6 protein-coding genes and 1 pseudogene are annotated in these 6,854 nt (G+C 69.2%); 4 read left to right on the top strand and 3 right to left on the bottom strand.

The genetic code is table 11. The annotated features are described in order from the left end of the window. The first annotated feature begins 660 nt into the window (after nucleotides 1-660). The gene (locus tag G4D87_RS30785) at nucleotides 661-948 is read left to right on the top strand and encodes a hypothetical protein (RefSeq protein WP_240358740.1); all 288 of its coding nucleotides are present in this window, start codon (nucleotides 661-663) and stop codon (nucleotides 946-948) included. A 4-nt stretch (nucleotides 949-952) separates the two neighbouring features. Then, the gene (locus G4D87_RS30790; RefSeq protein WP_163786270.1) at nucleotides 953-1,318 is read left to right on the top strand and encodes a DUSAM domain-containing protein; all 366 of its coding nucleotides are present in this window, start codon (nucleotides 953-955) and stop codon (nucleotides 1,316-1,318) included. 5 nt (nucleotides 1,319-1,323) lie between these two features. On the opposite strand, the gene G4D87_RS30795 is transcribed toward G4D87_RS30790, so the two are convergent. Both G4D87_RS30795 and G4D87_RS30800 read right to left on the bottom strand, forming a co-directional pair. Beyond that, complete coding sequence (locus G4D87_RS30795; RefSeq protein WP_163786271.1) at nucleotides 1,324-1,632, bottom strand: hypothetical protein; 309 nt, start codon at nucleotides 1,630-1,632, stop codon at nucleotides 1,324-1,326. 615 nt (nucleotides 1,633-2,247) lie between these two features. Beyond that, complete coding sequence (locus G4D87_RS30800; protein WP_163786272.1) at nucleotides 2,248-4,218, bottom strand: rhomboid family intramembrane serine protease; 1,971 nt, start codon at nucleotides 4,216-4,218, stop codon at nucleotides 2,248-2,250. 237 nt (nucleotides 4,219-4,455) lie between these two features. Here G4D87_RS30800 and bamE point away from each other — a divergent pair, with 237 nt between their 5' ends. After that, a complete protein-coding gene (gene bamE, locus G4D87_RS30805; RefSeq protein WP_163786273.1) occupies nucleotides 4,456-4,767 on the top strand; it encodes an outer membrane protein assembly factor BamE domain-containing protein in 312 nt (103 codons plus the stop codon). Nucleotides 4,768-4,794: 27 nt separating this feature from the next. On the opposite strand, the gene G4D87_RS30810 is transcribed toward bamE, so the two are convergent. Then, entirely contained in the window at nucleotides 4,795-6,264 is a 1,470-nt protein-coding gene (locus tag G4D87_RS30810; protein ID WP_163786275.1) for a hypothetical protein, read from the bottom strand. Between the two features lie 181 nt (nucleotides 6,265-6,445). On the opposite strand from G4D87_RS30810, the pseudogene G4D87_RS30815 reads away from it, so the two are divergent. Beyond that, a pseudogene (locus G4D87_RS30815) lies at nucleotides 6,446-6,664 on the top strand (AHH domain-containing protein); the annotation flags it as partial. Nucleotides 6,665-6,854 lie beyond the last annotated feature (190 nt).

A 6,854-nucleotide genomic window follows, 5' to 3' on the forward strand; every position in this document is an offset into this window, starting at 1 on the left:
CCTCTGGTAGGCGTACGACGCTGACGCGCTCGCCCCCGGGGGCCTTGGGCGCGTCAGCGAGGGCGGCCTCCACGCCCACCCGGTCCGCGCCATCCCGCCTGCCTGATGCACGTCCCACGCGCTGGGAGGGGCCGTGGCGGTCCGGCAGTCCCTCGAGGCGCGGGCTGTTCCCCCTTGTCTCCCACCCACGCGCCTCGGCTCCTCCCCGCGGACCTCGGACAGGCGCGGCGAGCGGCGCCGAGCCGTGGCCGCCGCGCGAGGGAGCGGCAACCCGGCACGGTGCGTCCCTGCTTGTGCTGCCTACCTGATACGTTGCATAGGGGACGTGCATGGCGGCATCCAGGACACGCTCGGGTGGGGCGGACGTCAGGGCGGCATCGCGGGCTCGCGCCGTGGCGATGGGCCCTGGAGCGCGGACGTGCGCCGCGGATTCGGAGGCTTGCCGTGGGCGCGCCCGGAGGCTGGCGGCGTGAAAGGAGGGTTGTTCATGCATGAAGCACGTGTAAGCTGCTATTCATGGAAAACGAGCCATCCTTGCATTGCTGCGCGATGTGGGGCCCGTTGGCAGCCGTTGTTCTTTCGGCGCTGGGGTGTGGCGGGAGCGCTCGTTCCACCGCGGTCCGTCAGCCGGTGTACCTGGCCCAGGCGCAGTGCGGCCCCATGGATTCGACGGTGAGCTGCTGCGTGAAGACGCACCCGGCCACGCCTGAGCGGTGCGGGCTGACGGCCTCGGAGGTGAGCAAGTACCTGGTGCCGATGAAGGCCGTCGAGTCCGCGTCCGAGGCCAGTGAAGAAGCCATCCCCGGGTGGAAGCAGGTGTGCATCGACGCCTACGCCCAGTGTCAGGAGCAGGCCTGGTCAGGCTCTTGTTACGACTGCTTCCGGTATTGCGAAGGGCAACACGAATGGCCCGTGGACAAGTGCCGTCGTCGCAAGGGAGGCGAGTGAGTCCATGGCCGAGTCGATTGATTGGGACCCGGTGCGTGAACTGGCGCGGCGCGTGGAGGCCGGCGAGCCGCTGTCGCTGACGTCCGAGGTGCGCGCCTTGCTCCTCCGTTCGGCACGGGAGGTGGGCATCCCCGAAGCGGAGGCACAGGCCGCCGTCGCGGGCGTCGCCACGGCGACCGCGCTGCTTCACGAGACTCGCCGCCGCATTCGTGACGGCTCGCAACGCCTCATGCGCGCGCTGACGGGGGCCCGCCGGCTTCGGGACGCGGGCGATGCCGTGGGCGCACGCGCGCTGCTGGAGGACGTGCTCGCGGTGGAGCAGGTGCCTCTCTATCGCGAGCAGGCCGAGCTGGCGCTGGACGACCTGTGAACGGGTTACTGCGAACCGCCTGACGTGTAGTGTCCCATGGGGTACCAGATGCCCCGGCGGACGGGCTCGTGGATGTTCGGGCGAATGTGGCCGGCGTCCAAGGTGGTGATGTCCACGTCCTCGATGATTCGGGCCAAGGGGGGCAGGGGCTCGTCTTTGAACAGGGACTCGCGGACGAGCCGTAGGGCGTCCTCGACCGTGAAGGCGGTGACGCCGCAGCCCCCCAGGAGCATCATCCATCGGCTCGACGGCGGCCAGTTGTCTACGCCGCGGTCGAACTCCAGCCAATAGCGATGGAGGAGTGGATTCTTCACGGGTGTCATGGCCGGCCTCGAAAGTGAGTTCAGCGATGCGAGCACCGGCCTCATCGCGCAGCGCAGATGAACTGAGCGACGGCGCCGCCGCAGTGGGCGTGTCCTCCGCGGCGTGTCGTCCAGGGGCTGCGCGAGCGCCAGGCAGGGCAGGAGGAGCGACAGCAAGATGGAGCGGTTCGCGTGGGAGTGCATGCGCGCGGGGCACCTCGTCATCGCACGGCGCGCGCGCGGATGCCATGCCATCACCTCCGTGCCGGACTTCATGCTGAACGGACCACGCGGCCACCCCAGGGGCCCCCTCGCGGCGGGGGGACCGGAGTCACTCCCGTAGCTCGCTGTTCGGAAATGTCGGGGGTTTTGACGCCACAAAAGTCCCGACATTTCCGAACAGCTATCCACCGGGCTGCGCGCCCGACCCACAGGCATGAAACGCGGTAGCCTGCTCGTGGCGTAGGCACAGAGGTCGGCGCGTCATGGGTGCAGGTGAGCCCGTCGAACCGTTGGCCCCGGAGCCTGGTGAGCACCCCGAATCGTCGCCATCGCGCACCCAGCGGTGCGCCAAGAGCACGCACTGGGCCACAGCCGCCGGCTGCTCGCTTCATCCGCACGCCGCTATCAGGCCGCCGCCGCGCTCACGCCGTAGAAGTGTTGGCTCAGCTCCGCCTCGCTGTTGAAGCGAGGGTACTGCCCCTGTTTCAGGGCAGATGCGTCCGGAAGCGCGTTGGCGCTGGTTCGCTCCAGCATGTCCGCGAGGAACCGGGAATAGGCCTCACGTGGCGCCACGCCTGGATAGAAGTGGTTCAGCGCGAGCCCCGCGACATTCACCCGCAGCACCCGTGGACCCTCGTTGGCGCTGCCCCAGGAGAGCACGAGGTCCGTGAGGACGGTCTGTCGCGGCGGCGTCCCCGGAGGCCCTGCGACGGGCAACATGCCCACGGCAATCGCCAGCACTTCCGTCATGGCCATCGTCCTGCGTTGGCCATTGGCGGCCTCCACGGTGAGGGCCATGTCCGTCATGCTCACGATGCGGCAGGGAAAGATGCGCGGCGGGGCGGGAGGCGCGTCCACGGCGGGTGTTGGCGCGGCGTCCGGCTTCTTCCAGGCGTTCTCTTCCAGCACTCGCGTGACTTCGGCGTCCAGCTCCCGAACCCGGTCACCTGCCGCCGCGGCTTCTCCCGTCAGCAGCGGCCTGGCGCGCGCGAGGTAGCCCGCTGCCCGCTCGAAATCCTTGTCGTGCGCCATCCGCAGTTCCGTGGCGCGGATGAGTGCTCGCACCGCGATGATGCCCGCGCCCCCGCCCGCGACGCTGTACAGGGCTTCCGTCGTCTCCAGGGAGGCCGGCGGCGCGTCTTCCGTATCCAGCGCCTGCGCCAGCTTCCACGCGGAGGCGGGCCGCAGCGCGTTGATGGGCAGTAGCGAGACCAGTGGCTCCATCGCGAACCACAGCGCGTCCGTGGACGCACGCCCCGCGAGCGTATGGAGCGCCCGCTCCACCCGCGCCGTGCCGGCCCGCGTCTCGCCGTCCTCCAACTCGATGCGGCCCAGCGCCAGCAACGCGTCCGTGTGGTCCGGCTGGGTCTTCAGCAAGCGCTGGAAGCCCGCCCGCGCGGCCGTGCGGTCGCCCTGGTCGAGCGCCGCCTGGGCCTCCGCCAGCCGCGGGTCGACCACCCAGCCGCCCTGCTTCGCGGCGAGGGCGGGCGCCACCACCCGTTCCTCCAACTGCGTGACGCGCAGCAGCGACGCGCCCGCGAAGCCGAAGACGAAACCGCCGATGTGGGCCATGACGGCGACGCCCGTGTTGTTGCCGAGGAGGGCGTAGTTCAGCACCTCGTTGCCAAACCACAGGCCGCCCCAGACCCAGCCAGGAACGGGGAAGGTGCCGCGGAAGATTTTCAGCACCCAGACGAAGTAGCCGATGCGGACCCGTCGCTGGGCGAAGCGCAGACAGAAGGCCCCCATGCACGCGGCCACGGCGCCGGAGGCACCCACCATCACCGACTCCGACGAGGGGTCGATTGCATAGTGGGCCACGCCCGCCACCAGCCCGCCCACGAGGTAGAAGCCCGCGAACAGCGGCCGGCCCCAGGCATCCTCGAGCAGCAGGCTGGTCACGTAGAAGAACAGCAGGTTCCCCAGCAGGTGCATCCACCCGAGGTGGAGGAACATGTACGTGAGCCAGCCGGGCTGGACGAGTCCTCGCTCGGGCACCAAGGAGAAGCGCGAGAGCAGGCTGGACTCATGCTGGGCGATGAGCTCCTCGCAGCGCTCATTCAGTCCCTCCTGCCGGTTCGTCACGTGCTCCGCTCCGTCGGATTCCGCGGCGCGTTGGTGCAGGTTGCGCACCAGCCTCCGGCCCGAATCGGACAGCAGCCGCTCCGCGCACGCGGGAGGGAATTCCAGGTCCGGGTGCTCGAGCGACTGCTCCAGCAGGGAGCGCAGCTCGTCCTCACCCACGCCCATGGGGGCGGACGGAAGGACCCAGGAGATGAAGAAGGCCACGATGCAGATGGCCGCGATGGTGATGGACACCCGGGGCAGCCGCTCCAGCTCGGTGTCGTCCACTCCCAGGGGCAGGAACAGCATCATGGTGGGGTTCCCCCCTCGTGCCGCGTGTTGGCACCGTCACGCAATGATGCCCGGACATACCACAGGGTCGGCGGGGACAGGATTGGCCCGGCGCTGACGGCATCCTGTATCCTGGTTGGGAACCAAGACGATGGTTGCGGCTCAAGTGCGGTCTGTCGGGCCGGCCAGCTGGGGCCAATGCCAATGAAATCTGGAATCGCTCGAAAACTCGCGCGAGGCAGTGTTGGACTGCTGCTCATGGGGCTCTCGGCGCATCTGCTGTTGCTGGATGGCCTGGATGGCCTTCTCTTGTCGTTCGCCTTCGAGCCGAGCACCCGCTTTGCTCCCGGCTATTCGTGGCTGGCCTTCAGGCGCGTTCAGCCTGGCATGGGGCGGGATGAAGTGGTGAGGCTCCTCGGCGAGCCGCTGGTGGTGCACGACACGCCGCCTGCTGGGACGTCATGGCGCTATTCGAAGAGCCCCACTGACTCCCACTACAGCCTGCGCGTGGTGGCCTTCTCGAATAGCGGCGTGGTTGCGCGCGTCGCGCACGAGTACTACGTCGATTGATGGTACCGCCCCGGCGGCTGACGGCTCTTAGGGCAGCGGCCAGGTCAGGGACACGCGGTGGGCTCCGCCCGGGGCGGCGTCCATCCACCCGGTGATGCGGTCGCTGCGCGCCAGCAGCGGCCCCAGCTCGGAGCTGGCCGCGAAGAGGGCCGCGAGCAGCTCATCCGTCAGGATGTCCGTCAGCGAAATCTGCGCCAGGCCCCGCGCCACCCGCTTGGGGTCCAACGCGAAGTCCACCGGGTGCTCCGTCTTCGAGCCCGTCTCCGTCAGCGCCGCCAGCGTGGCTTGGGTCACCGACTCTTCGTTGCCCAGGACGAGCTGCTTGCCTTTGAAACGCACGAACACGTTGCCGCCCTTGAGCGGGAGCTTCCAGCCGTCCTCCAGTACGAGCACGTCCGGGAACTTGCCCAGCGGGGCCAGCGCGGCCTTCACCGCCGCCACGTCCTTCACCTCGGCGGCCACGGCCTGGCGCACCGCGAAGAAGCGCGTCGTCAGCGAGCGCAGCGAGCCGCGCACCTGCACGTGGTCCATGTTCACCAGCAGGTGGCCGGTGAGCTGCTTCGTCACGGCCTTCGCCATGGACAGCATCTGCTCCTTCGGACACGTGGGGCACACGACCTGGAGCGTGGAGCGCATCGTGTCCACCGACTGCGTCATCCCCGTGGGAGAGACGGACGCGCGCGAGTAGAGCAGTCCCTCCGCCTTCATCGCCGCGTAGGGGCTGGTGCCACGCGCCTGGAAGGCCGGCAGCTGCAGCTTCGTCGTCACGCCTTCCACCTGGAGCGCGTTGGCTGTGCCGTCCAGGCCCACCACCGTGTTGCCCGACACGACGAACGCCACGCCTGGCACCTTGCCCAGCCGGGCATCCCGCGCGGGCGTCTTGCCGACCAGCCGGACGGATTCCTTGAGCAGGTCCGCGCCGCCGCGCTCGATGGCGCCGAACGCGCAGACCTCCTTGCCCTTCAGCGCGTAGCCCATGCTGCCGCCCATGTCGCGGTCGACATGTACTGTCGTCACACCTCTGCGCGTTGTGGGCTTTGCTTCGGCGCCACCCGCGGCGGTGATGGCTTCGGCGGCCTTCGCCTGGAACACCTTGGCGTCGGCCACCCGCATGCAGGATACGCGGCCGTCCTTGCGCATGGACACGGTGGCTGGACCGGCCGGGTCCAGGCCCAGCTCGGACAGGGACTGGGGCCGCGTGGGGTCGACGGTGAGGAAGGGATGCAACTCCGTCCGCCACGCCGAGGGGCGCAGCAGCGCGGCGTGCTGGCCCGCGCGCTCCAGGAACGCGGCCAGCCCCGTCAACGCATCCACCCGCGGCACATGGACGAGCGTCTGCGCCGAAGCGGCGGCACGGGGAGCGGGGGCCGTTGCCAGGGTGGCGGCCAGGACGAGCGAGGAGAGCATGTCTCCGTGAGAACAGCCGGGCTCCCACGCTGTCAAGGAGGACGCGCCGAAGCGCTGGGCCCTCGTCGTGACCCAGGCATCGCACCGCACACCGCCGCCCCAGCGCGCGACTTCTTCGCTCACATCGCGCGGAAGCGACGCGCCGTCAGTCCCCTGCGCTTGAGCCAACACCAACCTCGCTCGAAGTGCCTGTCGGCTCTATCTGCTATTGCTTGGATTGTGTCGAGGATGGCCTCCCGGTGAAAGGGGGCCAGCGTCAAGAGGGCTCCGCATGCTGCCGCAATGGTTGATTCCCCTGCTGAGCGTGCTGCTGGCTGGATGCAGCGGTCCCACGAAGTCCGTGCGCCTGCACACGGGCCACCGCGAGCCCATCGTTCTCACCGCACGCGGCGACGATGCCGCGCCGGTGGAACTGGACGAAGACCACTTTGTTGAAGCCGTAGAAGCGTTGGCCCGGAGCGTGCGGCCTTCCATTCGTCCCCAGGAAACGTAAGCGTTCAGGTGGGATGAGCGGTTGAAGAAGGAGCAGGCCAGCAGCCGACGGTAGGCTCGTCGCTCGCTGACGCGGCGTGGGGCATGGGACACGGCGTGTCGTGGCCGAGGTCGACCCCAAGGATGCGCGCATCGCGGAGCTCGAGCGTCAAGTCGAGGAGCTGACTCGACTGGTGCAGGAGCTGCGG

This window comes from Myxococcus vastator, assembly GCF_010894475.1.
In the GTDB taxonomy this organism is placed as follows: domain Bacteria; phylum Myxococcota; class Myxococcia; order Myxococcales; family Myxococcaceae; genus Myxococcus; species Myxococcus vastator.